The sequence below is a fragment of the Streptomyces sp. GL_140 genome (assembly GCF_057834465.1).
The window spans coordinates 968,488-995,436 of record NZ_CM174404.1; the positions used below are offsets into that span (position 1 = coordinate 968,488).

At 72.5% G+C, this 26,949-nt stretch carries 22 protein-coding genes; 13 read left to right on the forward strand and 9 right to left on the reverse strand.

All coding sequences use genetic code 11. The features are described from left to right. Positions 1–13: 13 nt before the first annotated feature. From AC3IYJ_RS04510 to AC3IYJ_RS04530, 5 genes are all read right to left on the reverse strand, one after another. Complete coding sequence (locus tag AC3IYJ_RS04510; protein WP_489400044.1) at positions 14–433, reverse strand: nuclear transport factor 2 family protein; 420 nt, start codon at positions 431–433, stop codon at positions 14–16. Between the two features lie 96 nt (positions 434–529). Further along, positions 530–1,336, reverse strand: coding sequence for an MBL fold metallo-hydrolase (locus AC3IYJ_RS04515; protein WP_489400045.1), 807 nt, complete (start codon positions 1,334–1,336; stop codon positions 530–532). A 116-nt stretch (positions 1,337–1,452) separates the two neighbouring features. Beyond that, complete coding sequence (locus tag AC3IYJ_RS04520; RefSeq protein ID WP_489402685.1) at positions 1,453–2,097, reverse strand: DsbA family protein; 645 nt, start codon at positions 2,095–2,097, stop codon at positions 1,453–1,455. Positions 2,098–2,214: 117 nt separating this feature from the next. Further along, positions 2,215–2,709 carry a MarR family winged helix-turn-helix transcriptional regulator gene (locus AC3IYJ_RS04525; protein ID WP_489400046.1) on the reverse strand — a complete coding sequence of 165 codons (495 nt, stop codon included), beginning with the start codon at positions 2,707–2,709 and terminating at the stop codon, positions 2,215–2,217. Positions 2,710–2,826: 117 nt separating this feature from the next. Next, on the reverse strand, positions 2,827–3,387 hold the full coding sequence (locus tag AC3IYJ_RS04530; RefSeq protein ID WP_489400047.1) for a TetR/AcrR family transcriptional regulator: 561 nt from the start codon (positions 3,385–3,387) through the stop codon (positions 2,827–2,829). A 114-nt stretch (positions 3,388–3,501) separates the two neighbouring features. Here AC3IYJ_RS04530 and AC3IYJ_RS04535 point away from each other — a divergent pair, with 114 nt between their 5' ends. The 6 genes from AC3IYJ_RS04535 to AC3IYJ_RS04560 all read left to right on the forward strand — a co-directional run bounded on the left by AC3IYJ_RS04535 (position 3,502) and on the right by AC3IYJ_RS04560 (position 12,793). Further along, positions 3,502–4,194 carry an SDR family oxidoreductase gene (locus tag AC3IYJ_RS04535; protein ID WP_489400048.1) on the forward strand — a complete coding sequence of 231 codons (693 nt, stop codon included), beginning with the start codon at positions 3,502–3,504 and terminating at the stop codon, positions 4,192–4,194. A gap of 57 nt (positions 4,195–4,251) precedes the next feature. Then, complete coding sequence (locus AC3IYJ_RS04540) at positions 4,252–5,307, forward strand: aldo/keto reductase (protein WP_489400049.1); 1,056 nt, start codon at positions 4,252–4,254, stop codon at positions 5,305–5,307. Positions 5,308–5,479: 172 nt separating this feature from the next. After that, positions 5,480–6,484 carry an NADP-dependent oxidoreductase gene (locus AC3IYJ_RS04545; RefSeq protein ID WP_489402686.1) on the forward strand — a complete coding sequence of 335 codons (1,005 nt, stop codon included), beginning with the start codon at positions 5,480–5,482 and terminating at the stop codon, positions 6,482–6,484. Between the two features lie 96 nt (positions 6,485–6,580). Beyond that, entirely contained in the window at positions 6,581–7,450 is an 870-nt protein-coding gene (locus tag AC3IYJ_RS04550; RefSeq protein WP_489400050.1) for an alpha/beta fold hydrolase, read from the forward strand. A gap of 1,929 nt (positions 7,451–9,379) precedes the next feature. Beyond that, positions 9,380–10,771, forward strand: a complete 1,392-nt coding sequence (locus AC3IYJ_RS04555) for an MFS transporter (protein ID WP_489400051.1) — start codon at positions 9,380–9,382, stop codon at positions 10,769–10,771. 93 nt (positions 10,772–10,864) lie between these two features. Further along, complete coding sequence (locus tag AC3IYJ_RS04560) at positions 10,865–12,793, forward strand: helix-turn-helix domain-containing protein (protein WP_489400052.1); 1,929 nt, start codon at positions 10,865–10,867, stop codon at positions 12,791–12,793. Positions 12,794–12,797: 4 nt separating this feature from the next. Here AC3IYJ_RS04560 and AC3IYJ_RS04565 read toward each other — a convergent pair whose 3' ends face one another. Further along, a complete protein-coding gene (locus tag AC3IYJ_RS04565; RefSeq protein WP_489400053.1) occupies positions 12,798–13,553 on the reverse strand; it encodes an ABC transporter ATP-binding protein in 756 nt (251 codons plus the stop codon). A 164-nt stretch (positions 13,554–13,717) separates the two neighbouring features. Here AC3IYJ_RS04565 and AC3IYJ_RS04570 point away from each other — a divergent pair, with 164 nt between their 5' ends. The 6 genes from AC3IYJ_RS04570 (at position 13,718) to AC3IYJ_RS04595 (ending at position 24,236) form a co-directional block, all read left to right on the forward strand. Beyond that, positions 13,718–17,041 (forward strand): FtsX-like permease family protein, encoded by a 3,324-nt coding sequence (locus tag AC3IYJ_RS04570; protein ID WP_489400054.1) that lies wholly within the window; start codon positions 13,718–13,720, stop codon positions 17,039–17,041. Further along, positions 17,038–19,821 (forward strand): hypothetical protein, encoded by a 2,784-nt coding sequence (locus AC3IYJ_RS04575; RefSeq protein WP_489400055.1) that lies wholly within the window; start codon positions 17,038–17,040, stop codon positions 19,819–19,821. Before AC3IYJ_RS04570 ends, AC3IYJ_RS04575 begins: the two co-directional genes overlap by 4 nt. Further along, positions 19,818–20,792, forward strand: coding sequence for an ABC transporter ATP-binding protein (locus tag AC3IYJ_RS04580; RefSeq protein WP_489400056.1), 975 nt, complete (start codon positions 19,818–19,820; stop codon positions 20,790–20,792). Before AC3IYJ_RS04575 ends, AC3IYJ_RS04580 begins: the two co-directional genes overlap by 4 nt. A gap of 185 nt (positions 20,793–20,977) precedes the next feature. Continuing rightward, complete coding sequence (locus AC3IYJ_RS04585) at positions 20,978–22,168, forward strand: FUSC family protein (protein ID WP_489400057.1); 1,191 nt, start codon at positions 20,978–20,980, stop codon at positions 22,166–22,168. A gap of 109 nt (positions 22,169–22,277) precedes the next feature. Continuing rightward, positions 22,278–22,652, forward strand: coding sequence for a hypothetical protein (locus AC3IYJ_RS04590; RefSeq protein WP_489400058.1), 375 nt, complete (start codon positions 22,278–22,280; stop codon positions 22,650–22,652). Between the two features lie 99 nt (positions 22,653–22,751). After that, complete coding sequence (locus tag AC3IYJ_RS04595; RefSeq protein ID WP_489400059.1) at positions 22,752–24,236, forward strand: condensation domain-containing protein; 1,485 nt, start codon at positions 22,752–22,754, stop codon at positions 24,234–24,236. Positions 24,237–24,267: 31 nt separating this feature from the next. On the opposite strand, the gene AC3IYJ_RS04600 is transcribed toward AC3IYJ_RS04595, so the two are convergent. Both AC3IYJ_RS04600 and AC3IYJ_RS04605 read right to left on the reverse strand, forming a co-directional pair. Continuing rightward, positions 24,268–25,518, reverse strand: a complete 1,251-nt coding sequence (locus AC3IYJ_RS04600; protein WP_489400060.1) for an RNA polymerase sigma factor — start codon at positions 25,516–25,518, stop codon at positions 24,268–24,270. 80 nt (positions 25,519–25,598) lie between these two features. Continuing rightward, positions 25,599–25,976 (reverse strand): YciI family protein, encoded by a 378-nt coding sequence (locus AC3IYJ_RS04605; protein WP_489400061.1) that lies wholly within the window; start codon positions 25,974–25,976, stop codon positions 25,599–25,601. Between the two features lie 203 nt (positions 25,977–26,179). On the opposite strand from AC3IYJ_RS04605, the gene AC3IYJ_RS04610 reads away from it, so the two are divergent. Next, on the forward strand, positions 26,180–26,557 hold the full coding sequence (locus AC3IYJ_RS04610) for a DoxX family protein (RefSeq protein ID WP_489400062.1): 378 nt from the start codon (positions 26,180–26,182) through the stop codon (positions 26,555–26,557). A gap of 7 nt (positions 26,558–26,564) precedes the next feature. Here AC3IYJ_RS04610 and AC3IYJ_RS04615 read toward each other — a convergent pair whose 3' ends face one another. After that, positions 26,565–26,834, reverse strand: a complete 270-nt coding sequence (locus AC3IYJ_RS04615; RefSeq protein WP_489400063.1) for a hypothetical protein — start codon at positions 26,832–26,834, stop codon at positions 26,565–26,567. Between the last annotated feature and the right edge of the window lie 115 nt (positions 26,835–26,949).

Below are 26,949 nucleotides of genomic sequence, written 5' to 3' on the forward strand. Positions count from 1 at the left end.
GAGCCCCGGGTGCTCAGGCGCTCATGGCGTCGCGGACTTTGGCGGTGTCCACGAATTGCTCGAAGCGGACGATGCGGCCGCCGCGGACGATGAAGTGGTGGGCGACGCGTACGTCGATGTCCTTGCCGGTGTCCTTGTTGGTGGCGGTGTAGCGGGCCAGGACCACGACGTTCTCGCCGTCGACGACGTAGGTGTCGTCATGGGCGGTCCAGTCGTCCCAGTCCTTGCCCAGCTGTTCCATGACGGCGGAGGTGACGCCGCGCGGGGTGCGGTAGGTGCCGGCCAGGGGGAAGCCCGCCATCTCGGTCCACTCCACGTCGTCGGCCAGGGTGGCCCGCAGCGCTTCGAGGTCGCCGTTCGCCGAGGCGATGTACTGGCGGCGCACCACATCGGCGGGAGCGGTGGAGGTGTGGAATTCGGTCGTCTCACTCATGATGATGGCCTTTCTCAGGACGCTCGGGACAGGGAGCATCAGGGTCTGTCCGGTGCCGGACGGCTGGGCGCCCGGCACCGGAACGTGGTGTGCGGGTCAGCCCCAGGTCATTTCGCCCTTGGCGACCTTGGCTCCGAGCTGGGCCGCGATGAGCATCCCCGCGTCCGGGTAGCGGGCGACCAGTGCGCCGGTCAGGGCCTCGCCACTGTCGGCCTTGTCCAGTTCGGCCTCGAAGGCGGTGAGGTAGTCCCGGGTGTAGGCGATCGGGCTGGCATCCAGGCTGGTGGTGGGCAGGCGATGGCCGGGGACGGCGAAGGCCGGGTTCAGGGCCGCCATCTCGTCCAGCAGCTCGATCCACACGGCGCGGTCCTGGGGCTTGCCGGTGTCGGCGACCCAGACGTGCTCGTTCTGGAAGAGCAGGACGCCGCCGACGATCGCCCGGTGTTCGGCCTGCCACAGGTAGTGGCGGTCGGGCAGCCCCGGGTGGCCGCCCTTGAGCTGGAAGACGTGCCCTTCGAAGGCGAGGTCACCGGTCAGTTCGGCCATCTCGACCAGCCGGGTGGGGCGGTTGGCGCCAACCGGCTCCCAGGCCTTGAGCTTGCCCTCGTACGCGGCCTTGATGTGCTCGATCACCAGCGGTGTCGCGAGGATCTCGGCGTCGGGGAAGGCATCAGCGATGACCTCGGCGCCCCAGTAGTAGTCGGGGTCGGCGTGGCTGATGAAGACCTTGGTGAGGTTCTTGCCGGAGTCGAGGACCTCGGCGGCCAGCCGGTGCCCGTCGGCGCGGGTGAACCCGGTGTCGATGAGGAAAGCGTCGCGCTCACCGGTGATGAGGGTGGCCGTCTTGTTCTTCGAGCCGACGGGGAAGTCCAGGTCGATGACCTTGAAGTCGAGAGTGCTCATGATCATGTCCTTTGCTGGGATCAGCGTGCGGGGCGCGGGCTGCCGGTCGCCTGGGGTTCAGGTTCGCCCGTCATCTCCGGGCGGGAGCAGACCGTGCGGGTGTGTCGGGCCAGGACTCAGCGGCCGGACGCGGCCGACCGGGAGCGGGCCGAGCCGAACTGCTCCAGGAGGGTGTCGATCGTGTCGGGATGGGCGTGGCCGACGGCGAGCACCGCGGTGCGGTCGCCGTCCTGGGCCAGGAGGGTCGGGTAGGCCTTCGCGCCGAGGGCTGCCGCCCGCCGGAAGTCGGCCTCGGCCGCGCGACGTGCGGCCGGTGAGGTGAGCGCCGCTCCGGCTTCCGCCGGGTCGAGGTCGGCTGCCGCCGCGATCCGGGCGAAGGTGTCGGGATCGGAGAGGCTCAGGCCGTCCTCGTAGAACGCGGCCTGCGCCGCCATGGCCAGCTCCACCGCCCGCTCCGGGGCCGCCTGCAGCAGCACGGCCATGCCTCGGGCGGCGTCCAGGGAGTCCATGACGAACGAGCCGTCGGCTATCAGCCGCTCGTACCCGGCCCCGAACACGACACCGGTCAGGTCACTGATCTTGGCGTTGGCGCCCTGGACGTAGCCGAACTCGCGGATCGGCACGGCCCGCGGCCCTGTGAACAGACCGCCCGACACGACCTCGACGGGCAGTCCGGGGTGGCGCAGGGTGACCTCGGCCAGGGTGGGGGCGAACCCGTAGGACCAGCCGCAGTAGGCGTCGAAGACGTAGACGAGTTTCATGGGAAGGCCTTCGCAGAGGGAGTCGCTCACACCGAAGCGATGTACCTGCTTCAACAGTATCTGCTGTGTCAGATATTCCGGCATGCTGAAAGGCCCTCGATCTCGGGGCTTCCGGTCCTATCGCAGGCGGGGCAGAGCGTCCCGCGCCGAGTAGGAGAGGATCCGCAGGCACTCCATGAACTGCTCCCGCGCCTCCTCGGGCAGCGGCGCCAGGAAGTGGCGGCGGATGTTCTCCACGTGCAGCCGGCTTGCCCGCACCACGAGGTCCTCGCCCCGCTCGGTGAGCCGCACCAGCTTGCCCCTACGGTCGGCGGGGTCGTCGGCGCGCACCACCAGCCCGGCCGCCTCCATCCGGTCCACCAACCTGGTCATCCCGCCCGTGGTCAGGACCCGCTCCTGCGCGATCGCCCGCATCGACATACCCGCGCCGCCCGCCCGGCCAACGATCAGCAGCACCTCGTACATCAGGTGAGTGATCCCGAACTCCTCCTCGATCGCACCGCCGAGCAGGTACTCCAGCCGCCCCGCGGCCCCCTGCAGCCGCCCGAACGCGAGCACCAGCTCATCGTTGGCCGCCTCCTGCGCCGAAGTGATCCCCGCACCTTCGCTCACCTGCCACGCGCCCTTCGCTCGTCAGATCCGGCAGATCCGCATCTCGGTACGATCATCACCCCTCCGGAAACTGCACCTGTGCAGCCGGCGCTCCGTCGGGCCGCTGATTCCTGTAGATCAGTTGGTCGCGGTCAAGGCTGTGCGTGCGGTGGTGAGAATCCGCTCGGAGACCGGGGAGCCCTTGGTGGCCCGTGAGAGAACGAGTGCGCCGAGCATGGTGCACAGCCGGGCGATGCCGTCCTCGTCCTCGGTGGCGAGCCACTCGGCGAAGTCGATCACTCCCTCGGTGTAGACCCGGTGGGCCTCGCGATCGCCGGGCTCGCGCGCCATATCGGCGGCGAGTGCGGCGGCGGGGCACCCGTCCGCCGCACTGTCGCGGTGCTCGACCGAGAGGTAGGTGTCGATCAGGGCCTGCTGGGCGGCGTCGCGCCGTCCGGAGTGTTGCGCAAGTCCGGCGTCGCGAAGCCGGGTGAGTTCGCCGAAGGCGTGGGCGGTGGCTTCGTCGATGAGCGCCTCCTTGGAGGCGAACTGCTTGTAGAAGCCGCCGTGGGTCAGGCCGGACGCCTTCATGAGGTCGGCGACGCTGACGTGCGTGCCCTGCTCCCGGAACAGCCGGGAGGCGGTTTCCACGACCCGGCGGCGGTTCTCCTCCGCCTGCGCCTGCGATACGCGGCCCATCGACCACCTCCCATTTGGATGCCGTTTGACATCTATCGTACGCCCTGCTTTAGATTGCATCCATCATCTAATGGATGCGGGTCGCTCACCGACCCCGAAAAGCTGGGAGTGGTCATGGAGCTGAAGGACGCGGTCGCGGTGGTCACGGGTGCCAACAGGGGGCTCGGACGGCATCTGGCCGCCCAGCTCGTGGACCGCGGAGCGAAGGTGTACGCGGCGGCCCGCCGCCCCGAAACGGTGGACCTGCCGGGCGTCACCCCGCTGCGCCTCGACGTGACGGACGAGGCGTCGATACGGGAGGCCGCCCGCGTGGCGTCCGACGCGACGCTGCTGATCAACAACGCCGGCATCTCCACCGGTGCGACGCTGGTCGGAGGCGGCCTGGACGAGGTACGTCGCGAGATGGAGACCAACTTCTTCGGCCCGCTCGCCGCGACCCGGGCCTTCGCCCCCGTCATCGAGGGCAACGGCGGCGGCGCCGTACTCAACGTCCTGTCCGCCCTGTCGTGGTTCCACCCGGCCGGCCTCGGCTCCTACGCCGCGTCCAAGGCCGCCGCCTGGGCGCTGAGCGACGCGACGCGTGAGGAGCTGGCACCGCGCGGGATCACCGTCTCGGCGCTGCACGTCGGCTACATGGACACCGACATGGCCGCCGGCGTGCCCGCCGACCAGAAGGTCGCCGCCGCCGACGTCGCGGCCCAGGCCTTGGCCGGAATCGAGACCGGCCTGCCCGAGATCCTCGCCGACGAAACCAGCCGGTACGTCAAGCAGAGCCTGTCCGCTGCACTCCAGCAGATCTCGGGCTGACGCTCGCCCCTCCACCCCGGCGCTGCCGCCTTTTCACCCCTTATGCAAGGACATCTCATGCGTTACACGACCTTCGGACACCGGACCGGCCTTCGCGTGTCCGAGTACGCGCTCGGCACCGCGAACTTCGGCACCGGCTGGGGCGCGGGCGCCGAGCCGGACGAGGCACGCCGGATCTTCGACCGGTTCGCCGAAGCGGGCGGCACCTTCCTCGACAGCGCGGACGGCTACCAGTTCGGCGAGTCGGAGGAACTGACCGGAAAGCTGATCTCCGCCGACCGTGACCACTTCGTCCTGGCCACGAAGTTCGCCCTCGGCGCCGCCCCGCAGCCGGACATCTCCAGGACCGGCAATAGCCGCAAGAACATGGTCGCCTCCGTGGAGGCCAGCCTGAAGCGCCTGGGCACCGACTACATCGACTTGCTCTGGGTGCACTTCCCCGACGAGCTCACTCCGATGGAGGAGCTCCTGCGCGGGCTCGACGACCTGGTGAGCGCGGGCAAGATCCACCACGCCGCGCTGTCCAATTTCCCCGCCTGGCGCGTCTCGCGCGCGGTAACCCTCGCGGACCTGAAGAGCTGGGCCCCGATCATCGGCATCCAGCACGAGTACAGCCTCGTCGAGCGCACCGCCGACCGGGAGCTGCTGCCGATGGCCGAGAGCCTCGGACTCGGCGCCGCGCTGTGGTCCCCGCTCGGCGGCGGACTGCTCACCGGCAAGTACCGCAGCTCCGCCGAAGGGCGCCTCAGCGACCTGGGCATGGTCATCCACACCGAGAGCACCGACCAGAAGACCGCCGTCGTCGACACCGTCCTGGCCATCGCCCAGGAGACGGGGGTGGCACCGGCCCAGATTGCGGTGGCCTGGTTGCGCGAGCGCGCCGCACGCTCCGCGGCCACGCTCGTCCCGATCGTCGGCCCGCGCAACCTGTCCCAGCTCGACAGCTACCTCGCAGCCCTCGACGTCCAGCTGACCGACGAGCAGTACGCGCGCCTCGACAAGGTCAGCGCGGTGCCGCTCGGCGTACCGCACGAGGGCATCGCGGGCTCGCTGGGACACCTCCAGGGCGGCGACGCGAGCAGCGTCATCACCCCGGTCGTGCCGGTGGCCTGAGCCCGGAAACACGGCCGACGCAGAGCTCTCCGCGCAGGCACGGGCCACTGTCGTGCCGACGCGGAGCGCACGGACTAGAAGAACACCACAAACTGTCCCGTAACGAGACAAACCCCTCACGGACAGAACACCCCTCCCGCTTGGACGGGAGACCACACGAACGGAAATGACGATGAAGGCCTTCATGGTCGAGAAGTACGGTGACGCGTCCAACATGCGCGCCGCCGAGATACCCGACCCCCAGGTGAGCGCCGACGACGTCCTGGTCAAGATCCACGCGGCGAGTGTCAACCCGCTGGACATGAAGATCCGCGACGGTGACCTCAAGCAGATCCTGCCCTACCGTCTCCCGCTCGTCCTGGGCAACGACCTCGCCGGGACCGTCGTCCGCGTCGGATCGTCCGTCACCCGCTTCGCGGTGGGCGACGACGTCTGGGCGCGGCCCGACAAGGACCGCATCGGCACCTTCGCCGAACTCCTCGCCGTCCACCAGGACGACCTCGCCCCCAAGCCTGCCACGCTCACCATGACCGAGGCCGCCTCCCTCCCCCTGGTCGCGCTGACCGCCTGGCAGGCCCTGGTCGAGCGGGCACACCTACAGCCGGGTCAGAAGGTCTTCATCCACGCGGGCGCCGGCGGCCTGGGATCCATCGCCGTCCAGCTGGCCAAGGCGCTGGGCGCGCATGTGGCCGCCACCGCGAGCACCGCCAAGGTCGACCTGGTCAAGGAACTCGGCGCGGACGAAGTCATCGACTACCGCACACAGGACTTCTCCGAACTCCTCACCGGCTACGACCTCGTCCTGGACTCCCTCGGCGGCGAGAACCTCGCCAAGTCCCTGCGCATCCTGAAGCCCGGCGGCCTGGCCATCTCCGTCGCGGGCCCGCCCGACCCGGCCACCGCCCGCGAACTCGGCTCGAACCCGGTCCTCCGCCTGGGCATCGCCGCGCTCAGCGCCAAGACCCGGCGCCAGGCCAAGCGTCTCGGTGTCACGTACTCCTTCCTGTTCATGAAGGCCAGTGGCGACCAGCTGCGCGAACTCACCCCCCTCATCGACGCCGGGAAGATCCGCCCCGTCGTCGACCGCGTCTTCCCCTTCGACGAGACCCATCAGGCCATGGAGTACGTCGAGAAGGGCCGCGCGAAGGCTGGGAAAGTCGTCGTCTCCATGACGTGAGCGCGGGCACAGCCCAGCCGGACGCCGAGGCAGCCCGTCGCAACGAGAAGCCCAACCCCCACACCCCCGTCCCCTACCGCACACCAGGACCCGGCCATGAGCGCATCGTTCAGCTCTCACACACCCACCCCGTCGTCGTACAAGAACGCGCCGACCCGCTCCGTGTCCGTGCAGGGCGTCAACTTCGCCTACCGGCAGCTCGGCCCGGACGACGGCGTACCGCTGATCCTGCTCAACCACCTGTCCGCGGTCCTGGACAACTGGGATCCACGGGTCGTCGACGGACTGGCCGCCCGACGCCGCGTGATCACCTACGACAACCGCGGCGTCGGCGCGTCCGGCGGCTCCACACCCGACACCATCGAGGCGATGGCCCGCGACACCGTGCTGTTCATCCGGGCCCTCGGGTTCGACCAGGTCGACCTGCTCGGCCTGTCGATGGGCGGCTTCATCGCCCAGGTCATCGCGGCAGAGGAACCCGACCTCGTACGCAAACTCATCCTCGCGGGCACGGGCCCCGCCGGCGGCCCCGGCATCGACAAGGTCACGTCCCTCACCGTCCAGGACATGCTGAAGGCGACGCTGCGGCGCAAGGACCCGAAGCACTACCTCTTCTTCACCCAGACCGAGGGTGGACAACGGGCCGCGCGCGAATTCCTGGCGCGGCTCAAGGAGCGCACGGACGACCGCGACAAGGCGATCTCGGTGCCGTCGTTCCGCGCCCAGCTGAAGGCCATCAAACGCTGGGGCCGCACGGCACCGCAGGACCTGTCGCGCATCCAGCAGCCAGTCCTGGTGGCCAACGGCGAGAGCGACCGGATGGTCCCGAGCGTCAACACCATCGACCTGGCGGCCCGACTGCCCCGGGGTGAACTCGAGCCCCTCTACCCCGACGCCGGACACGGCGGGATCTTCCAGCACCACGACAGATTCGTCCCGCGGGCGCTCGCATTCCTGGAACCGTAGCCAGCAGTCAGACAAGCCCAAAGCCCCTGCCTCGCACCCAGCAAGACCGGCACCAGGAAACCCGCTGCCGGTTGCGGGTTGCGGGTTGCGGGTTGCGGGTTGCGGGTTGCGGCCGCCGTACCAGGGTGCTGTGGGAGCGCTCGGTGGTCTGGTGCGCGAGCGGCGCCCTGCGGCCGGCGCTGGGGATGGCGGGGCCGGGTCCATGTACGAGGCACTGGGCTGCGGTTCCTGACAGCACCGGCGGTTCCACGGTGGACGGCTCCCGTTGCCGTGCCCGCAGGCGCGGCCGGGTGTGGCCGGGTGTGGCCGGGTGTGGCCGGGTGTGGCCGGGTGTGGCCGGGTGTGGCCGGGTGTGGCCACGGTGTCAGAACACCATCCACCGCCCGGGAAGACGTCGTCATAGTCGGCGTCTGGTCGCCGTCGCCGGCAGTCAGGCTGCGGCCTGGAAGATCACCGTGAAGAACGGGACCCCCGGTTCGTCACGACCGGCCTCGTCAGCGTCTACGCCAAATACGGGGCTGCCGGCGAGCAGGCGGAGCGGGTCTTCGACAGTGCCAAGGGCGCCGGATCGGACTTCGAGGGCAGCATCAGCCCCGGCCGGTCCGCAACGGTGACCTGCGTGTTCGACGTACCCAAGGCGGGAGTGGGTCTCCTTGACCTGGAGGTGGTCCCCGACGCCTTCGCGTACGAGGGAACGCACTGGTCAGGCCCCCTTGGCGCGAAAACCGGCAGGCCATGACCTCAGGCGACCCCACTACCGTGGCCGCCCAGTCCCGGGCCCGGCGGCCGCGGGCCCACCCGAGCTGCTGCGCCGGTCCCCGCGCAAGACCGCCGCGTCCCGCCGTGCCGCCGGAGTAGTACGGGCCCGGGCGGACTCGCCACGCCGCGCAGCAGCGGTACCGCCGGGTTAGGCGCCATCAGGGCAGCCAGCCGGTAGCAAGGTCCGCGCCGTCCCGTGCACGCTGGGCCCGCTCCTCGATGAGCCGGCGGAAGCTGGCCACGATCGGCGACACCGAATGGCACGACTCGCCCGCCGTGTACCAAAAAACCATCGACAACGTCCCCAAGGCCGCGTTCTCGCCCGACGCCCACGGCTGGTGGAACACCCAACACCCAAGCAGATGGCCGGCTCCCCCACCTCCTGTCCATGGCACGCGCAGACGCCGCCTCCGCACAACAACAGGCACAGCGCGCCCAGGCACCTTGGCGGTAATACGACCACAGCCTCGGGCCCAGCTGGCGAGCGCAGCAGACGTACAGGACCTGGATCGCACCCAGAACTTCCCATCCCACGCCAGCTTCTCCGCCAGGGACCACCAGGACCAATTCCGGTCCAGCCCCCGCCGAAGGGCCGCTCCAACTTTCGTTTCCCCTGGTCAGCATGGGTGCAGCTGCTGTACCACCAGCAGACGAAGAATCTGCCGGTACTCAAAGTCCGAGTCCTGCGGGAGTCCGGTCTTCGTTGTGCTCTGGCGGGGTGGCTCGTGCCCTCGAATTTTGTCACCGCGGCGCCAGCAAAACGCCGGTGCGGAACGGGCCCGAGAGGTGGAACTCAGCCTGGTTCTCCGCGCTTCCGCTTTGCCCCACCTCGACCATAAACAGCTCGCGCTCAACACAGCGTAACCAGCACCGAACCAGCACGGGGTGGGTTGCGAGGGGTGCTGATGTGGGCTTTCAGGTCAGCACCAAACCAGCACGGGAACCAGCGCCGCCTCCTCAAAACAGCTGCAACTCTGCAATTCCGACAGGTCCTCACGAGCCTCACGGCCCCGTTCCGGAGGGGCTACTGGGTCGGTGTTCGGGTCATGTGGTGCGCGGGCACATCAGTCGTGGCCCGATTGTGATGGCGGGCCACATATCCCGTTGACCTGGAGACTCCTACGTTGTGGCCACACCCGACGTCCCCGCAGACACCTGGAAGTGGTGCACATGGTCTCCCCCGGAACCGTCCCGCAGGCTCCATCCGGAATCCGGCGGATCGTCGCCGCCAGCCTCATCGGGACCACCATCGAGTGGTACGACTTCTTCCTCTACGGGACCGCCGCGGCGCTGGTCTTCAACAAACTGTTCTTCCCCACCGCCGATCCGCTCACCGGCACCCTGATCGCCTTCCTCACCTACGCCATCGGGTTCCTGGCCCGGCCGCTGGGCGGGGTGGTGTTCGGGCACTTCGGTGACAAGGTCGGGCGCAAGAAGCTGCTCGTGCTCAGCCTCGTCATGATGGGCGGGGCCACCTTCGCGATGGGGCTGCTGCCCACCCACGCGAGCATCGGGGTGGGTGCCCCGATCCTGCTGACCGCGCTGCGGCTGGTGCAGGGGTTCGCGCTGGGCGGTGAGTGGGGCGGGGCCGTGCTGATCGTCTCCGAGCACGGCGGGGCCGAGCACCGGGGGTTCTGGGCCTCGTGGCCGCAGTCCGGGGCGCCCGGGGGGAACCTGCTGGCCACCGGGGTACTGGCGTTGCTCGCCGCCGTGCAGTCGGACGCCACGTTCCTCGCCTGGGGCTGGCGCATCCCCTTCCTGCTCTCCGGCGTCCTCGTGGTGGTCGGGCTGTGGATCCGGCTGTCCGTCTCCGAGTCCCCCGTCTTCCTCGCCGCGCAGGCCGAGGCCAAGCTCACCGCGGTCGAGGAGAAGGCGCCCGTCGTGCAGGTGTTCCGCAAGGACTGGCGGCAGGTGCTGACCGCGATCGGCACCCGGTTCGGCGAGAACATCTCGTACTACATCCTCACCTCCTTCCTCCTCGTCTACGTCACCACCCACCTCGGGCTCCCCAAGACCACCGCGCTCAACGCGCTCCTGATCGGCTCGGCCGTCCACTTCGTCACCATCCCCGCCTGGGGCGCGCTCTCGGACCGGATCGGGCGCCGGCCGGTGACGCTGATCGGCTCGGTGGGGATGGCGCTGTGGGCGTTCGGGTTCTTCGCCCTGGTCGACTCCAAGTCCTTCGCCGTCATCACGGCGGCCGTCACCGCGGGTCTGCTGCTGCACGGCGCCATGTACGGGCCGCAGGCCGCCTTCGTCTCCGAGATGTTCGACACCAAGGTCCGCTACTCGGGTGCCTCGATGGGCTCCCAGCTCGCCTCGATCGTCGCGGGCGCCCTGGCTCCGATCATCGCCGTCGAGCTCCTGAAGGACTACGGCTCCTCGGTACCGGTCTCCGTCTACCTGTCGGCGGCCGCCCTCGTCACCACCCTCACGGTCGCCTTCGCCCGCGAGACCCGGGGCCGGGACCTGTCGCGGCCGAAGGCAGAGACCCAGGGCCAGGGCCAAGCCCTCGCGGGCAACGGCTACGCCGGGCGGTCCACCGCCTCGGTCTCCGACTGACCCTCCCGCGTCCCCACCTCCGCCCGCCGCCGCCGGTGCTCCCGGTACGGCGGGCGGACCCCGTCCCCGCCCCCGCGCCGAAGGGCTGCCAGCATGGCCCCCGTGACCGATACCGACGAGCCCATGACCGCGCTGCGCCAACTGCTCGACCTGCTCGCCCAGGGCGCCCCCGTCGAGGACTTCGCCCGGCCCGGCGCGCAGGCCCGTAGCGCCGGGGCACCGGCCGCCGCGCAGGCCCTCGTCGAGGAGGCGACCGGGGTCGCCCTGGACATCCGGCGCACCCTGGAGCAGCACCGTCGGCGCGAGGCGGAACTCACCGCCCTCTTCGACACGGCCGGGGACCTGGCGGCGCTGCGCGATCTCGACGCGGTGCTACGGGCCATCGTGCGGCGGGCCAGGACCCTGCTGGGCACGGACGTCGCGTACCTCACGCTCAACGACCCCGTCGTGGGCGACACGTTCATGCGCGTCACCGACGGTTCCGTGTCCGCCGCCTTCCAGCAGCTGCGGCTCGGCATGGGCGAAGGGCTGGGCGGCCTCGTCGCGCAGACCGCCCGCCCGTACGCCAGCGCCGACTACCGCGTGGACGACCGCTTCCGGCACACCAGCACCATCGACTCCGGAGTGAGCGAGGAGGGGCTGCGGGGCATCCTCGGCGTCCCGCTGCGGGTGGGCACGCGCGTGATCGGGGTGCTCTACGCGGCCGACCGCTCGGTGCGCGACTTCGCCCCCGACGCGGTCGCGCTGCTGTCCTCGCTCGCCGACCACGCGGCTGTCGCCATCGACGGCGCCCGGCTGCTGGAGGAGACGCGTACGGCCCTCGTGGAGCTCAACTCCGCCACCGAGACGGCGCGTGCGCACAGCGAGGCCATGCGGCTGGCCACCGAGACCCACGACCGGCTCACCGACCTGGTCCTGCGCGGCGGGGACGTCACCGACGTGGCCCGGGAGGTCGCCGCGCTGCTGCGGGGCGGGCTGGTGGTGCACGACGCCGACGGGACCGAACTGGCCCGGGTCGCCACCGAGCCCATCGGCCCGCCCGCCCAGGGGGTCGCCGCTTCCCGCTCCGGCGGCCGGGCCGTTCCGGTGGACGGCGTATGGGTCTGCGCGGTCCTGGCCGGGCCGGAACTCCTGGGCAGCATCGCCCTGACGGGGCGGGCGGACCTCTCGGACACCGACCGCCGGCTGTTCGAGCGCACCGGCCTGGTCACCGCGCTCCTGCTGCTGCTGCGCCGGTCGGTGGCCCACGCCGAGGACCGGGTCCGCGGCGAACTGCTCACTGACCTGCTGACCCCGCAGAGCCCCGGGCGGACCCGCGACAGCGGCAGCCAGACGATCCGGGCCCGCAAGCTGGGCGTCGACCTCTCGCAGCCGCACGCCGTCCTGGTGCTGCACTGCGACGCGGCCCTGCGGCCCCGGCTGTCCGCGGAGGCGGCCCGGCACGCGCGCGCCCTCGACGGCCTGGCCGGGCTGCACGAGGGGCACATCGCGCTCCTCGCCCCGGCCGACCGGCCCGGGGAGCTCGCGCGTTCCCTGGCGGCGGAGCTGGGCAGGGCCCTGGGGGCGCCCGTCACCGTGGGATCCGCCGGCCCGACCGGCCGTCCGGGCGGCCTGCCGGACGTGTACGCGCAGGCCGTGCGCTGTCTGGAGGCCCTGCACGCGCTGGGTCACACCGGCTACGGCGCCGCCCTCGCCGATCTGGGCTTCGTCGGGCTCCTGCTCGGCGACGGCGGCGACGTCGGCGGGTACGTCCACCAGGTGCTGGGCCCGGTCATCGACTACGACGCCCAGCGCGGCACGGAGCTCGTGCAGACCCTCCAGGCCTACTACACGCACGGCGCCAGCCTCTCCAAGGCCAAGGACGCCCTGCACATCCACGTCAACACGGTGGTGCAGCGCCTCGACCGGATCGGCCGGCTCCTGGGCGATGACTGGAACGGCCCCGCCCGGGCGCTGGAGCTCCAACTCGCCCTGCGCCTGCACCTCCTGACGAAATCCGGACCGCCTCGCCCGACGAACTAGACCGTCAACTCGCCGACTGCGCGCCGGGCTCCGTCGCCACGTCCACGATCCGGCCGTCGCGCAGTTCCACCACCCGGTCCGCCAGCTCCATCAGGGCCGGGTCGTGCGTGGCGACCAGCGCCGTGACCCCCTCGCTGCGCACCACCGCGCGCAGCAGCCGCATGATCTGGCGGCCGGTGTCGGAGTCGAGCTGGCCGGTGGGTTCGTCCGCGATGATCAGGTCGGGCTCGTTCGCGAGGGCGCGGGCGACGGCCACCCGCTGCTGCTGCCCGCCGGAGAGTTCGCCGGGGCGCTGCTCGGTCTGCTCCGAGAGGCCGACGAGGGCCAGCAGGGTACGGGCCCGCTCCTCGCGCTGCTTCGCCGGAACCTTGCGCAGCCGCATCGGGACCCCGACGTTCTCGGCGGCGGTCAGGGCCGGGATCAGGCCGAAGGACTGGAACACGAAGCCGATCCGGTCGCGGCGCAGCGCGAGGCGGCCCTCCTCGTCCAGACCGGCCAGGTCGGTGCCGTCGAGGCGGACGCTGCCGTCGGTGGGGGTGTCGAGGCCGCCGACCAGGTTGAGCAGGGTGGTCTTGCCGGATCCCGACCGCCCCTTGAGCGCGGTGAGTTCGCCCCTGCGGACCTCGAACGACACTCCGCGCAGCGCGTGTACGGCCTGCGCTCCGGTGCCGAAGCTGCGTCGTACGCCGTCCACGACCACCATCGGCGGTTGCGTGGCGGCGCCTTCCCGCTGTGGCTGCGACTCCTGCTGCTGCGTCATGCTGCGACTCCCCCGTGTCCGAAAACGCGCCCTTGCGTGCCCGTCCCGGTCGATTTGTTCATCTGATGCACCATTCACGCAAGTCCCTTCCGCTATCTGTTCGAATCTGGCAGCATCGTCCGCTATCCGGGATGAAACGTCCGGTGCGGGGGAGGAAAAGGCTCATGCTCGGCTTCGTCGTGCGCCGGCTGCGCGGGCGATTGCCGCTCGCCGCCGCCGTACTGCTGACCGTTTTGATCACGACCACGGTGCTCACCGCGCTCTTCGCGTTCACCCGCGATGTGGGTGAGGCCGGACTGCGCCAGGCGCTCCAGGGACCCGGCCACGCACGCAGCACCGTACTGCTCACCGCCGGACATCCGACGGCCGACCGTCCCAAGGACGACACGACGGTACGGGACTTCGCGCGCGAGCTGTTCGGCCCGCTGCCCGCCCGCTCCGAGAGCGTGGCGCGCAGCCGCTCGTTCGGGCTGCCCGGTCCGCGCCCCCCGGGCAAGGACTCCGACCTGACCCTGATGGCGGCCTTCGCCAAGGAGCGCGTACGGCTCCTGGCCGGTGCCTGGCCGCAGCCCGTGGGCGGGCCGGTCTCCGGACCTGGCGCCCGTGTTCCCGTGGCCGTGCCGAAGGCGACGCTGGCCCGGCTCGGGCTGACCGAGGGCGCCCTGCCGGCCGAGGTCCGCCTCGACGACCGGTACGGCGGCTCCCCGCTGACGGTGCTGGTGACCGGCGTCTACCAGCCTGTCGACCCGGACGCCCCGTACTGGCGGCTCGATCCGCTCGGCGCCCGTGGTCTGCAGGTCGGCAGTTTCACCACGTACGGACCGCTGTTCGTGGACGATTCCGCCTTCACCGCCGGGGGGCTGGCGCAGGACAGCCGCGCCGTCCTGCTCACCCCCGACTTCGCGGGCATCGACGCCGCCGGGGCCGAGGCGGTGCGAGCGCGGGCGGCCGGCGCCGTCGAGGCAGCCGAGCGCTCGGGCCTGCACGCGCAGACCGATCTCCCGGTCCTGCTCGGAGAACTGCACTCGGGTCTGACCGTGGCCCGTTCCACCCTGCTCGTCGGTGCGCTGCAGCTCGCCGTCCTGGCCGGGGCCGCGCTGCTGCTCGTATCGCACCTGCTGACGGAGCGGCAGGAGAGCGAGCGCGTGCTGCTCACCGCACGCGGCGCCTCCCGCCGCCGGCTCGCCGCACTCACCTCGGCCCAGTCACTGCTGCTGGCGCTGCCCGCGGCCGTCCTCGCACCACTGCTGAGCCCCCCGCTGCTGCGGCTGCTCGGCAGCTACGGGTCGCTGGCGCACGTCCCCTTCACCGTCACCCGGAGCTGGCTGCTCTGGCCCGTCGCGGCCGGCTGCGCCCTCGGATGCGTGGCCCTGACCACCCTGCCGGTGGCCCTGCGCGGCGCCGCGGCCGCGGCGCTGCACCGGGCGGGCCGCCGTCAGGCCCTCGTCGCCGGGGCCGTCCGCTCCGGCGCGGACCTGGCGCTGGTGGCGCTGGCCGTGCTCGCGTACGAGCAGCTCTCCCGGTACCGCTCCGCGGACCGGGGGCCGGTGGCGGAGGCCGACGGACTGTTCGGCGTGGATCCCGTGCTGGTCGCCGCCCCGACGCTGGCGCTGTGCGCGGGCACCCTGCTGGTCCTGCGGCTGCTGCCGTTCGCGGCGCGGCTGGGCTCCCGGATCGCCGCCCGGGGCCGGGGGCTCGGTCCGGCGCTCGTGGGCTGGCAGCTCGCCCGGCGGCCGGGCCGGGCCACCGGGCCGGTGCTGCTGCTGGTCCTGGCCGTATCCAGCGGGGTGCTCGCCCTCGGCCAGCACACCGCCTGGTCCCAGTCCCAGCGCGACCAGGCCGACTTCACCACCGCGGGCGGCCTGCTGATATCCGGCAGCGACCTGGCCCCGATGGGCCGGGGCGGCCGGTACGCGGCGCTGCCCGGCGGGGAGCGGGTCTTCCCGGTGCTCCGCACGAAGCAGGAACTGCCCGGCGGGCGCATCGGGCAGGTGATGGCCCTGGACACGACGGCCGCCGCCGAACGGGTTTCGCTGCGGGCCGACTTGCGCGACGGGCGCGGCATGCGGGAGCTGTTCGCCCCGCTGGCACCCGCGCCGGACCAGGGTGCAGCCGCCGGCATCCCGCTCCCGGGCGACCCCCAGCGCATCGACCTCGCCGTCAACGTCCGCCCCAGCGGTGCGGGCGGCCGGCCGGGCATCGGGCTGCTGCTGCGCGACCGGTTCGGCCTGACCTACCGCACTCCGATGGTCCAGCTCCCGGAGAAGGGCGACTGGACGGCCTCCACGGACGTCGGCTCGCTCGTCGGCGCCCCCCTGGGATCGGCCGCCGCCCCGCTGAGCCTGGCCGGGATCGTGTTCTCGTACGACCGGGAGGGCTGGTTCCCGGGCGATCCGAACGCCGACCCCGACTCCGTTCCTGGCAAGCCGGGCGAAGCGGCCAAGATCTACGACGAGCTGACGGTACGGAGCCTCGCGGTCTCCCAGTCCAGGACCGGCCCGGCCGCTCCGCTGGCCGTCGCCGCCTCCGCCTGGAAGCTCTCGACTCCCCCGCTCAACGACGGCACCCCGGCCGCCGAACTGCTTCCGGAAGCGACGCCCGAGGCTCCGGCACTGGCCCGGCTGCGCTACCGCGACGGCTCGGCCGGGCTCGGCGGTGTCCAGGTCAGCCTGACGCCGGGGCCCGCTCCGGCCGCCGAGGTCCCCGGGATCGCCACCCGCGCGTACCTGGCGTCGATCGGCGCGGCCGTGGGCGATCTGGTGCCCGTTCCGCTGGGCGGCGTCTCCCTTTCGGTACGGATCACCGGCGCGGTCGGGTCGCTGCCCGTGGCGGGGGACACCTCGATCGCCGTCGACCTGCGCACCGTCGGCCAGGTGCTGGCGGCGAACGGCGGGCGGGAACTGCCGATGCCCACCGACTGGTGGCTGCCGGCCGCTTCCGCCGACGACCCGGCTCCGGCGCGGGCCGCCGCCGAACTGCGCTCCGGCGCGGGCACCCAGCAGGTCCGGCTGCGCGAGGAGGTGGCCCGGGTCCTGCTGGACGACCCGCTCAGCGCGGGACCGCAGGGGGCGCTCGCCGCGCTCGCGGTGGCCTGCGCCGTCCTGGCGGCGATCGGCTTCGCGGCCTCCGCCGCGGCGGCCGCCCGCGAGCGGGCGCGGGAGTTCTCCGTGCTGCTGGCGCTGGGGGCCCGCCGCCGGGACCTGGCCCGGACGGCCACGGCCGAGAGCTGCGTACTGGTCGGCCTGGGAACCACGGTCGGGCTGGGGCTCGGTGTGGTCATCGTCCATCTGGTGGTGCCGCTGATGGTGCTGACTCCGGCGGCGGGCCGGCCGGTGCCCGAGGTGCTGGTGGACCTGCCCGCCGGGCAGACCCTGCTGCTGGCCGCCGCCATCGCCGCCGTACCCCTGCTGTCCGCGGTGTTCGGCGGACGGCGCAAGAAGAACAGCCTGAAGACAGCCGACCGGCTGCGGCACGTGGAGGAAGTATGACCGGGCCGGCCGCGAAGGACACCGACCGGCGCCCCCCGGAGGGGAGGACCCCTCCCGGGGCCACCGCGGGCGCCGCTCCCCGCGTGCCCCCGCCCGCACCCTGGGTGCGGACCCGGCTGCGCGCGGCCCCGCTCGCCACCCTCCTCGGCGCGGCCCTGGCCTTCGTGGCCGTCCTGCTGGCCGCCGCGCTGCCGCGCGCCGTGGACCGGGGCACCGACCAGGCGCTCCGCACCTTCCTGGAGGCCCGCGGCCCGAGCGCGACCAGCCTGACCATCACCTCGCGGCCCCGCTTCGGGAACCAGACCGCGAAGGACCTCGACGAGGTGCTGGCCACCCTGGTCTCCAGGACCGGCCCCCGCATCGGCGTCGCCGCCGACGGCCCGGTCCACGGCACCGTCGCGCAGGTGCGCTCCCTCGCCAACCCCGGACTGGCCAGTCCGGAGGGCGTCCCCCCGACACTCGGCCTCTACCACCTGCGCCAGGCCACCGACCACGTACGGCTGGTGGAGGGCCGCTGGCCGGGCGCGCCCGTACCCGGCGGGCCGATCCCGATCGCCCTGTCGCAGAGCTCCGCCAAGACCATCGGCGCCCGGCTCGGGATGGTGCTGGAAGGCGTGGGGGGCGGCGGCGGAACCCTCGGGGCGGAGGTCGTCGGGCTGTTCGCCGCGAACGACGAGGCCGACGTCTACTGGACCGATCTCAACTGCATCACCGACGCCTGCCTCACCCAGAACTCGAACAGGCCGCCGCAGCCGTACTGGGCCACCGTCGGCCTGGTGGGAGCCGAGTCGCTCGACCGGCTCGGTGAATGGGGCGATGGCAACGCGCACGACTTCTGGCGGATCCCGGCGGACACCGGTGTCCTGCGGTTCGACCAACTGCCCGCGACGGCCAAGGAGGTGGCGTCCTACTTGGGCGGCCCCACCTCGGCGCGCCTGAAGCAGGAGACGCACCGCGACGACTTGGAGATCGCCTCCACCCTTCCGGAACTGTTCAAGCAGGCCCGGGCCCGCGAGCAGGCGGCCGCGCCGCTCGCCGCGATCGGCCCGGCGGGGGTCGCCGGGGTGGCGTTCGTGGTGTTCTGCCTGGCCGCCGGTCTCACCGGGGACCGGCGCGAGACGGAGCTGCGCCTGCTGCTGGCCCGCGGCGGATCGCGCTCCGGGATCGTACGCCGGCTGCTCGCGGAGAGCGCCGTCACGGTCCTGCCCGCCGCCGCGCTCGCCACGGCGCTCGCCGTCACCCTGTTGCCGACGCCCCGTTCGGCGGCCACCGTGCTGGCCGCCTCCGCGGCCACGCTCCTGGCCCTGCTGGCCGTTCCCGTACGGGCAGCCGTGCTGCTGTCTCCGAAGCACGGGCCGCGCCCCCGGCGGCGTCTCGTCGTCGAGCTGCTCGTCCTCGCCGCCACCGCGGCGGCCGTGTTCGAGGTCCGCTCGCGCGGGGTCGCCCCGGTCGGCGCCGGGGTGGATCCGCTGCTCGTCGCCGCCCCGCTGCTGCTCGCGCTCTGCAGCGGCCTGCTGCTGGCCCGGCTCCAGCCCGTCCTGGTGGGGGCGCTCGCCCGCGCCGCCGGACGCGGCCCGGGGCTGGTCGGGTTCCTCGGGCTGGCGCGCGCCGCGCGGGGCACCGGCGGCCGGGCCCGCCCGTCCGTCCTGCCACTGATCGCGCTGCTGCTGGCCGTCACCACCGGGGGCTTCGGCGCCACGGTGCTGACCACGGTGGCGGATTCCCGGCTCAAGGTGGTGCGCGAGACCGTGGGCGGCGACGCGCAGATCGCGGCCAGCGGCTCCAGGCTCCCGGAGTCGATCCTGAAGGCCGCGGACGCGCTGCCCGGCGTGGGGACCGCGGTGCACGTGTGGATCGACGACAACTCCTTCCTGACCGGCGGCAAGCAGGACAGCATCCAGGTCACCGTGGTCATCGCCGACCCGGTGGCCTACGCGGAGCTCTCCAGGGTCGTCGGACGGGGCCGGTTCGATCCGGCGGTCCTCGCGGGCGGCGCCCCGGGCGCCCCGATCCCGGCACTGGTCAGCGGTGACCTCGCCGCGCAGGACGCCGGCTCCTACCGGCTGCGGCTCGACGCCGGCGGGGAGATCGCGCTGTCCGTGGCCGGGGTGATCGACGGAACGCCCGCCCGGCCGGGCGCCAAGTCCACCACGGTGGTGCTCCCGGCCGGTCCGGCCACGGCCGCCGCGCCCAAGCTGGGCCTTCCCAACCGCTGGTTCGCGCTCGGCCCGATCGGGCAGGACCGGCTGCAGGAGCTGGTGCGCGCCGCGGACCCGGCGGCGTCTCCGGAGCAGTACCGGGTCCGTACCAGTGCCGCCGCGGTGGCCGAGCTGGGCTCCGACCCGCTCCAGCGATCGGCCGAGCGGCTGTTCTGGGCCACCTTGGCCGCGGCCGCCGGGTTCGCGGTGCTGGCGGTCCTGCTGACCCTGGTCCGGGCCGCCCCCGACCGCGCGGCGCTGCTGGCGAGGCTGCGCACGATGGGCCTGCGGCCCCGGCAGGCGGTGCTGCTGATCCTCACGGAGTCGGTGCCGCTGGCGCTGGCCGCGGCTCTCGGCGGCGCCCTGGTGGCGGCGGGCGCGCTCGCCCTGCTGGGTCCGGCCGTGGACCTGTCGACGCTGGTGGGCGCCAAGGTGGCGACCGGCCTGGGGTTCCTCCCGAGGCCCGTACTGATCCAGGCACTGGGCCTGGCAGCGCTGGTGGCGGTGGCCGTGCTCGCGGAGGCGGCGATATCCGGCAGGCGACAGATCACTACCGAGTTGAGAGCGGGAGACCAGCGGTGAACCGAGCGCCCCACAGCGACCAGCCCACCTTCGAGGAGCTGCGGCAGCAGGCCCTGGCCGCCGCCGAGCCCGTGCGCCACGGCGCGGACACGGCCATCGCCTGCGACCGCCTGGTGCGGATCTTCAGCACGGACGGCGTGGAGGTCCAGGCCCTCCAGGGGCTGGAACTGACCGTACAGAAGGGCGACTTGATGGCCCTGGTCGGCGCCTCCGGCTCCGGCAAGTCCACTCTGCTGAACATCCTGGCGGGCCTGGACGTCCCCACGGCCGGCACCGCCAGCGTGGGCGGCTACGACCTGCTGGAGATGTCCGCGCGCGACCGGCTGCGCTACCGGCGCGAGGCGGTCGGCTTCGTCTGGCAGCAGACGGCCCGCAACCTCCTGCCCTTCCTGACGACGGCCCAGAACATCTCCCTTCCGATGCAGCTGAAGGGGGGCGGGCGCGGCGCCGCCAAGCGCCACGCGGTCCGCACCGGGGAGCTCCTCGAAGCCCTGCACATCGGTGACCTGGCGGGCCGGCGCCCCGACGAGCTCTCCGGGGGCCAGCAGCAGCGCGTGGCCATCGCTGTGGCGATGGCCAACGATCCGGCGGTACTGCTCGCCGACGAGCCGACCGGCGAGCTGGACTCCGAGACGGGCGGGGCCATCTTCGAGGCGTTCCGCACCGTCAACCGGGAACTGGGCGCCACCGTGGTCATCGTGACCCACGACCCGCTCGTCGCGGGCGAGGTCCGGCGCACCGTGGCGATGCGCGACGGCCGCACGAGCAGCGAGGTGCTGCGCCGTACGGTCACCGACGAGCACGGCGCCGAGTCGGTCAGCGAGCGGGAGTACGTGATGCTGGACCGCACGGGCCGGGTGCAGCTCCCGCAGAAGTTCCTGGAGGCACTGGGGATGGAACACCGAGTGGCGGTGGACCTCGCGGCGGACCACATCGAGCTGCGCCCCGACGGGGGCGGCGCCCAGGACTGATCCCGGGAGCGGAGCCGTGCGAGCGGTACGAGCCGTGCAGGCGGCCGTGGGCACGGGCCGAAGGACCCGCGATGCTCGACGTTAGACCCGGCCGAGGTGACCGAAATCCTGCTATTTCGCCCGGTTGTCCGTACTAGCCTGGTGCACGGACGAGGCGCGCCGGACGTCGGGTAAGGACACAGCACATGCGGTCGAGCACGCGTACGCGCCCCTCGGGTGGAACGCTCGGCGCCGTGCTGGACCGGCTGCGCAGCCACTCGGTCGCCGGATTCGGCGACGGGGCCATGGTGCTGCGGGCCGGGGTGGCCGCGACGCTGTCCTGGTGGATCGCCGCCGACCTGCTGCACTCCCCCTCGCCCGACCTGGCTCCGGCCGGTGCGATCCTCGTCGCGCAACTGACCCCGTACGCCACCGCGCGCAAGGCCCTCCAGCGGGCCTCCGGCGTCGGCTTCGGGCTGGTGCTCGGGGCGGTGACGGCGGCGGCCGTCGGGACCAACCTGCTGGGCGTGCTGATCGTCGTCCTCCTCGGGATGTACGCGGGCCGCCTGCTCAGGCTCGGTCCGCAGACGCACCAGATCGCACTGACCGGAGTCCTGGTGATGGGCGCCTCCGCCCATCTGGGGTACGGCGCGGTGCGGCTGGAGGACAACATCGTCGGCGTGCTCATCGGCACCGCTGTCGGCCTGCTGCTGCCTGCGCCCGGCTTCACCCACCGGGCCGGCGAGGAACTCGCCAGGCTGACCCAGGAGATGAGTGCTCTCCTCGCCGAGATGGCCGATCACCTCCGGACGGGCGACTGGGCGGCGCGGGCCGGGGACTGGGTGGAACGCGCCCGGGTGCTGTCGAAGGAGCTGGACACGGTACGGGGCTCCGTGCACCAGGCCGAGGACGCGATCCGGTGGCGCCCGCGATCCGCGGCGGCGCGCCCGCGCATCGAGCGGCTCGCCGAGGCCACCCGCGGCCTGGACCACGTGGGCCACCAGGTGCGCGGCATCGCCCGGGGCCTGTACAACCTGACGTTCCGCGAGGGCCGTCCGCCCGCCCTGCACTGGAGCCAGAAGCACACCTCGCTCGTCCCGGAGGCGGCCGACGCCCCCGACGGGCTGGACCGCGTACTGGCCGATCTCGGGGCCATGCTGGCGGAGATGGCAGCCGTCCACACCCTGTCCGCGCCGCCCGGTCCGCAGCTGCGCGCGGCCCTGCGGGCCCGGCTGGGCAAGGCCGAGACCAGCTTCCTGACCACGGCGCTGGGCCAGTCCCCCGCGTACGCCCAGTGGCGCGTCCTGTGCACGGCCGGGATCCTGGAGGACGCCCGCAAGATGCTCCACGAGCTGGATCCCGATCTGGGCCCGCACCAGGGCGCCTTCAAGGAGTGACCGACGGCGGCTCCGGTCACCAGCCGGGGCCGCCCCGGCTGGTGGCCCCGGGGCCGGGTCTGCCAGAGTTCGGGCCGGGGAGGAACCAGGAGAGGGAGGGGACGCGGCGATGCCGGAAACCTGGGTGACGGGGCTGGTCAACGGCATCCTGTACAACGCGATGTTCCGCAATGCCGGGGCTGAACTGGACGAGGACCTCGCCCGGCGCTTCGCGGTCGCACTCCGGGTCGAGCCGATCAGCCGACGGCCCCTCTCCCGCCAGGCGGCGGGCCTGCGCGCGGCAGTGGCCTCCGACGCGGTGCTCGCGTCGGCCTTCGAGCCGTATCCGGGGCACCGCCCCTACGGCGAAGCCGAGTTCCGTGCGTTCCTGACCCTCCTGGCGCAAGAGCTCGAACACGGGCGGCCGCAACCCGCTTCCGCGCTCCTGCGCCTGCCGTTCCCGGGCCGCCCGCTGCTGCGCCGCCTGCTGCGCTCCCGCCGCTGAACCCCGCCCCGACCGGCGAACCGGCTGGTGCGCGTCACTTCCGTGGCCCGGGTGTCGTTAGGGGCTCGGGGTTGACTCGGGGGGCGAAGGGATGACGGAATGCGGCAGTTTCCTCTGGAGATGCACCACATGGCACCCGGTCGGGTCGTCGAGTGGCGGTTGCGGTCCAACGCGGCGGCGGAAGCCGACGGGCTGGGCGGCGCGGCGGGCAGGAGGGCTTCCTTCAACCAGGACAAGCACTTCACCGTCGCCGAGGAGAGCCGTGCGGCCGACGACCCCGTAGCCTCGTGGATCGCGGTCACCTTCGAGGTCGCGGGCGTGCTGGACGAGGACGCCCTGACCCGCTCGCTGCTGGCGTTCGTACGCCGCCACGAGGTGCTGCGCTGCGAGTTCCGGCGGCTCGCCGGGGAGTTGGCGTGCGCGCCGATCCCCGCCGAGGAACTGGCTCTGGACACGGTGCGGGTGGCCTCCTTCGACCGCACCGAGGAGCTGACCGGCTTCCTCGTCGAACGCTTCAAGCGGAGCATCGACACCCTGTCCTGGCCGCTGTTCACGATGGGCGCGGTGCTGCGCGAGGACTCCGCGACCGTCTACCTGGCCTTCGACCACATCGTCTGCGACGGCATGTCCATGCCGATCGTGGTCCAGGAGGTGCAGAGCGGCTACGAGGCCCTGTGCCGCGGCGAGGAGATCGACCCGGCACCCGCGGCAAGCTACCTGGACTTCGCCGAGGAGCAGCGCCGCCGCTACCTGTCCATCGCCGACGACGACGAACGGCTCGGCTACTGGAAGCGGTTCATGGCGCGCAGCGGTGAGTTCTTCCCCCGCTTCCCGCTCGAACTCGGCGTGGAACCGGGCCGGATGTACTCGATCGTCAACGAGGCCTCGCCGCTGCTGGACGCCGCCGAGGCGGAGGTCTTCGAGAAGGCCTGTCTGGCGGTCGACGGCAAGCCGTTCATGGGGGTGCTGGCCGCCGTCGCCGTCTGTCTGCGCGAGGCCGGCGGTCCGGGCGTCTACCGGGGGTTCATGCCGGTGAGCGAACGCGGCCGCGCCGAGTGGACGAACTCGGTGGGCTGGTTCGTCAACACCATGCCCATCGAGTTCGACGCCTCGCCCGGACGGGACTTCACGCAGGTCATGGCCTCGGTGCGGGCCGGGTTCGGCGAGATGATCGGCCATGTCGACGTACCGTTCGTGCGGGCCTGGGAGCTGTTGGCGCCCCGTGAGTTCGCCGCCCGCTCCTGGCCCCACCCGGTGAACTTCTTCTCGTACATCGACATGCGCAAGTGCCCGGGTGCCGAGCGGCACGAGGACTGGCAGCCCACCTCCCACGTGTGGTCGGCGCAGGCCAACGGGGCCTGCTCCTGGTTCCAGCGGGACACGGACGGGCTGCACATGAACTCGATCTACTCCGACACCCCCGCCGCCCGCCGCACCATGGACGGGTTCCAGGAGGCGCTGCGCGAGACGGTCCGGGAGATCGCCCGTCACGGCTCCTTCCGTCGGCCGATCGCCTTGACTTCGCCGCGCCGGCCGGTGGCCCGTACCCCGCTCGACGTGGCGGCGTTCGCCCGGCGCCCCTGAGACGCCGAAGTCCGTCGGGAACGGCTACGGCCTAGTCGGCCAGCCGGGCCGCGCGCTCGCGCAGCAGGGCCTGTTCGCGGGCGTTGTGCGTGAGCGAGGCGGCGCGCTCGAACTCCGCTCGGGCTTCCGCCGGGCGGCCGAGCCTTTCCAGCAGGTCGCCCCGTACGCTGGGCAGCAAGTGGTAGGAGCGCAGGGCCGGTTCCGCGGCCAGGGCGTCCACCAGCGGGAGCGCCGCCCTCGGCCCCTCGGCCATGGAGACGGCGACGGCCCGGTTGAGCTCGATCACCGGTGAGGGGACGAGCTGGACGAGGCGCCCGTAGAGGGCGGCGATGGTAGGCCAGTCGGTGTCCTCGTACCGGACGGCGTCGGCGTGACAACCGGCGATGGCGGCCTGGATCGAGTAGGGGCCGGTGCCGGCGCGGCCCAGGGCTTCGACACCGCGCCGGATCAGCATGCGGTTCCACCTTGCCCGGTTCTGGTCGGCGAGCAGCACCGGCTCGCCGACCGGGCCGGTGCGGGTGGCGATGCGGGAGGCCTGGAACTCCAGCAGCGCCGCCAGCCCGTGGACCTCGGGTTCCTTGGGCATCAGGCCGGCCAGGACGCGGGCGAGGCGCAGGGCGTCCTCGCAGAGGGCGGGCCGGACCAGGTCGTCGCCCGCGGTCGCCGAGTAGCCCTCGTTGAAGACGAGGTAGATGACCTCCAGCACGGAGGCGAGGCGCTCTTCGCGATCCGCCCCGTACGGGACTTCGAAGGGCACCGCCGCCTTGGCCAGGGCCCGCTTCGCCCTGACGATGCGCTGGGCGACCGTGGGCTCGGAGGTCAGGAAGGCGCGGGCGATCTCCTGGGTGGTCAGCCCGCCCATCAGGCGCAGGGTGAGAGCGATCCGGGCGTCCGTGGCGAGGACGGGGTGACAGGCGGTGAAGATCAGCCGCAGCAGGTCGTCGTCGATGGCCTCGGGATCGGCGAGCTCTGCGGACTCCGAGGCCGGCGGCTCGTCCTCCAGGGTGCGGCCGACCTCCGCGAGCTTGCGCGCGTAGGTCTCCTTGCGGCGGACGAGGTCGATGGCGCGGTGCTTGGCAGTGGCCATCAGCCAGGCGCCCGGCTTGTCCGGGACACCCGACTGCGGCCACTGTTCCAGCGCGGCGACCAGCGCGTCCTGCGCCAGTTCCTCGGCGATGCCGACGTCGCGCACGATGCGGGCCACGCCCGCGATGATCCGGGCGGACTCGATCCTGAACACCGCTTCGACCGCTCGGGTCGTATTCACTGCCGTCACGGCCACCCATCAGAGCAGCCGTGACGAGGCGGGGCAAACGCGAGGACGGTCGGGCCTCGCGAAGACGGCCAGGCTCGCGAAGACGATCAGGCCTGCGGACCGCCGGGGCCCTCGTCGATCTGGCGGAGCTCGATGCCGACCGTCCAGTTCTCCGGGTGGACCTCCAGGAAGCGCTTGGTCCACTCCAGCGCCTCGTCCTTGTCCTTGCACTGCATCAGGGCGTATCCGCCGACGACCTCCTTGGTCTCCGTGAAGGGGCCGTCGGTGTAGCTGAGCTTGCCGCCGGACCAGGTGACCCTGGTCCCCTCGGAGGTGGGGAGCAGCCCGGCGGTGTCCAGCATGACCCCGGCCTTGGTGATCTCCTCCAGCAGCCCGCCCATGCGCTGCTCGAAGTCCGCCGGGAAGGGGGTGTCGGGGGTGAAGCTCTGTTCGTCGATGCGGACCATCGAAAGGAAGCGCGGCATGGTGACTCCTCGGTCGGGAAGGACGGGGGCTTTCCCCGCCTCTCACCCTTGCGTCGAACGGGAGACGCCCGGATCGACAGCTCCCCCGGAAATTCTTCAGAGAATCTTCCGGGACTGCCAACCGCAACCGCCGAAGGCTCGCCCACCCGACGCTACCGGCGAGTAGGATCGCCGGGCCCAGGCCCCTTCGAGAGGATCCCCCGATGCCGCGCACACCTTCCTCACCCATGCTGCTCGCCGGCCTGCTGGCCGGTGCCGCGGTGGCGCACGCGGTCGTCCCGAAGCAGTTCGACGCGATCGTGCCGAGCGCGCTGCCCGGCAGCCCGCGCCGGTGGACGTACGCGAGCGGCGTCGCGGAGCTCGCCCTGGCCGCCGGGGTCGCCCACCCGCGCACCCGCCGCGTCGCGGCCATGGCGACGGCGGCGTTCTTCGTCGGCGTCTTCCCCGCGAACGTCAAGATGGCCGCCGACGCCCGTCGCCGCTCCCCCGCCGTGCGGGCCGTCACGGTCGGCCGGCTGCCGCTCCAGGTCCCTCTGGTGATGTGGGCCCGCAGCGTGAGCCGGGCCGCGGCCACCCGCTGACCCGGCCTCAGCGGCTGTCGCCCGTCCAGTCCCAGCGGCCGGGATCCTGCTCGCGACGGCGGTAGTGCGCCCGGCCGCCCGGACCGTAGCGCCCTATCTCCGTCGCGAGCCTGGCCTCCTCGGCGAGCTGCGGCCCGCTCCAGCCCGTGATGTCGAGCAGCAGCCCGTCGAGCGGACCGCCGACGAGCTCGCCGTAGGCGTGCCCCTGGAGCGGACCCGGGTCGGGGTCATCGTGATCGGCGCCGTAGACCCGGCGCCGGAGCATCCTGTCGTCCATACCGCTCAGCTTCACAGACGGCACTGACAATGCCCTGGTCGGACGGGTGGGACACCCATCGCGACCGACCGGCGATGATGGGAGCCACCTTTCGGATCGCACGGCACACGGAGCG

Excerpts from the sequence above, each read along its gene's own strand:
- AC3IYJ_RS04510 (WP_489400044.1), bottom strand. The coding sequence starts at position 433 with ATGAGTGAGACGACCGAATTCCACACCTCCACCGCTCCCGCCGATGTG.
- AC3IYJ_RS04570 (WP_489400054.1), top strand. The coding sequence starts at position 13,718 with ATGCTCGGCTTCGTCGTGCGCCGGCTGCGCGGGCGATTGCCGCTCGCC.
- AC3IYJ_RS04520 (WP_489402685.1), bottom strand. The coding sequence starts at position 2,097 with ATGAAACTCGTCTACGTCTTCGACGCCTACTGCGGCTGGTCCTACGGG.
- AC3IYJ_RS04585 (WP_489400057.1), top strand. The coding sequence starts at position 20,978 with ATGCGGTCGAGCACGCGTACGCGCCCCTCGGGTGGAACGCTCGGCGCC.
- AC3IYJ_RS04515 (WP_489400045.1), bottom strand. The coding sequence starts at position 1,336 with ATGAGCACTCTCGACTTCAAGGTCATCGACCTGGACTTCCCCGTCGGC.
- AC3IYJ_RS04595 (WP_489400059.1), top strand. The coding sequence starts at position 22,752 with ATGCGGCAGTTTCCTCTGGAGATGCACCACATGGCACCCGGTCGGGTC.
- AC3IYJ_RS04540 (WP_489400049.1), top strand. The coding sequence starts at position 4,252 with ATGCGTTACACGACCTTCGGACACCGGACCGGCCTTCGCGTGTCCGAG.
- AC3IYJ_RS04575 (WP_489400055.1), top strand. The coding sequence starts at position 17,038 with ATGACCGGGCCGGCCGCGAAGGACACCGACCGGCGCCCCCCGGAGGGG.
- AC3IYJ_RS04555 (WP_489400051.1), top strand. The coding sequence starts at position 9,380 with ATGGTCTCCCCCGGAACCGTCCCGCAGGCTCCATCCGGAATCCGGCGG.
- AC3IYJ_RS04605 (WP_489400061.1), bottom strand. The coding sequence starts at position 25,976 with ATGCCGCGCTTCCTTTCGATGGTCCGCATCGACGAACAGAGCTTCACC.
- AC3IYJ_RS04615 (WP_489400063.1), bottom strand. The coding sequence starts at position 26,834 with ATGGACGACAGGATGCTCCGGCGCCGGGTCTACGGCGCCGATCACGAT.
- AC3IYJ_RS04610 (WP_489400062.1), top strand. The coding sequence starts at position 26,180 with ATGCCGCGCACACCTTCCTCACCCATGCTGCTCGCCGGCCTGCTGGCC.
- AC3IYJ_RS04530 (WP_489400047.1), bottom strand. The coding sequence starts at position 3,387 with ATGGGCCGCGTATCGCAGGCGCAGGCGGAGGAGAACCGCCGCCGGGTC.
- AC3IYJ_RS04535 (WP_489400048.1), top strand. The coding sequence starts at position 3,502 with ATGGAGCTGAAGGACGCGGTCGCGGTGGTCACGGGTGCCAACAGGGGG.
- AC3IYJ_RS04590 (WP_489400058.1), top strand. The coding sequence starts at position 22,278 with ATGCCGGAAACCTGGGTGACGGGGCTGGTCAACGGCATCCTGTACAAC.
- AC3IYJ_RS04560 (WP_489400052.1), top strand. The coding sequence starts at position 10,865 with ATGGCCCCCGTGACCGATACCGACGAGCCCATGACCGCGCTGCGCCAA.
- AC3IYJ_RS04565 (WP_489400053.1), bottom strand. The coding sequence starts at position 13,553 with ATGACGCAGCAGCAGGAGTCGCAGCCACAGCGGGAAGGCGCCGCCACG.
- AC3IYJ_RS04550 (WP_489400050.1), top strand. The coding sequence starts at position 6,581 with ATGAGCGCATCGTTCAGCTCTCACACACCCACCCCGTCGTCGTACAAG.
- AC3IYJ_RS04545 (WP_489402686.1), top strand. The coding sequence starts at position 5,480 with ATGAAGGCCTTCATGGTCGAGAAGTACGGTGACGCGTCCAACATGCGC.